Genomic DNA, 1,254 nt, shown 5'->3' with positions numbered 1-1,254 from the left:
GTCGAAGGCCTGGCCTTGCGCATCGCCGCCGGTGACGTGCCGCCGTCGTTGCAGGAGGTCAGCCTGCGTGTGCTCGACCTAGGCCTGTTGCAGGCCGGCGCCGGGGTCAAAGGCGAGTTCGAACAACGGCTCAAAGGCGTGATCGACGCGGTCCGCAGTGCCGACAAACCGATCATCCTGTTCATCGACGAAGCCCACACCCTGATCGGTGCCGGCGGTGCCGAGGGTGGCAGCGATGCGGCCAACCTGCTGAAGCCGGCGCTGGCCCGTGGCGAGTTGCGCACGCTCGCGGCCACAACGTGGATGGAGTACAAAAAATACTTCGAGAAAGACCCGGCCCTCGCCCGTCGTTTTCAACTGGTGCAGGTGGAAGAGCCGGACGAAATCACCGCCGTGGAAATGCTCCGTGGCGTTGCCGCCAAACTTGAACAGCACCACGGCGTGCAAGTGCTCGATGCGGCGATCCACGAAGCGGTGAAACTTTCGCACCGCTACATCTCCGGTCGCCAGTTACCGGACAAGGCCATCAGCGTGCTCGACACCGCGTGTGCCCGAGTCGCGCTCGGCCAGCATGATGTGCCGCCGCCGCTGGAAAGCCTGCGTCATCGGCAAAACAGCCTCAAGGACGAAGTCGAACGCCTGCGCCGCGAGCAAGCCACAGGCCTCGATCACCGCGAACGCATCACCCTGCTGGAAAGCGAATCGCAGGGCAACGTGCAGGCGATCCGCGAACTGGAAACCCGCTGGAGCGAAGAGCGCGTGGCCGTGCGCGAACTGCTCGACACCCGCCGCGAATTGCTCGACTTGAGCGAACGCGCCGACAGCGACAAACCCGATGAAGCCACCGACAGCCGCATCGACCACCTGGCCGCCGAACTGCTGCGCCTCGAGGCGGGACTGGACGCGATTCGCCAGGACGATCCGCTGGTGCCCGAACAGGTCGACGCAAAAACCGTCGCTGCGGTGATCGCCGGCTGGACCGGCATCCCCGTTGGCAAAATGCTCGCCGACGAAGCCCACGCGGTACGCACCCTCGGCACCCGCATGGGTCAACGGGTGATGGGCCAGAGCACCGCGCTCAACACCATCGCCCAGCGCTTGCAGGCGTATCGCGCGGGCCTGACCGATCCACAGAAACCGGTCGGTGTGTTCCTGCTGGTCGGCCCCACAGGCGTAGGCAAAACCGAAACTGCGTATGCACTCGCCGACGCCTTGTATGGCGGCGAACGCAACCTGATCAGCATCAACCTTTCC

Annotated in this window: 1 protein-coding gene; it reads left to right on the top strand. The window is 64.9% G+C overall.

What is annotated here, in order from left to right:
- The coding region (locus DBR24_RS27825) for an AAA family ATPase (protein ID WP_256591918.1) at positions 1 to 1,254 on the top strand (1,254 nt) is incomplete at both ends.

Source organism: Pseudomonas sp. HMWF006 (genome assembly GCF_003061205.1).
Classification (GTDB): Bacteria; Pseudomonadota; Gammaproteobacteria; order Pseudomonadales; family Pseudomonadaceae; genus Aquipseudomonas; species Aquipseudomonas monsensis.
This window is presented reverse-complemented; position numbering and strand designations above follow the sequence as displayed.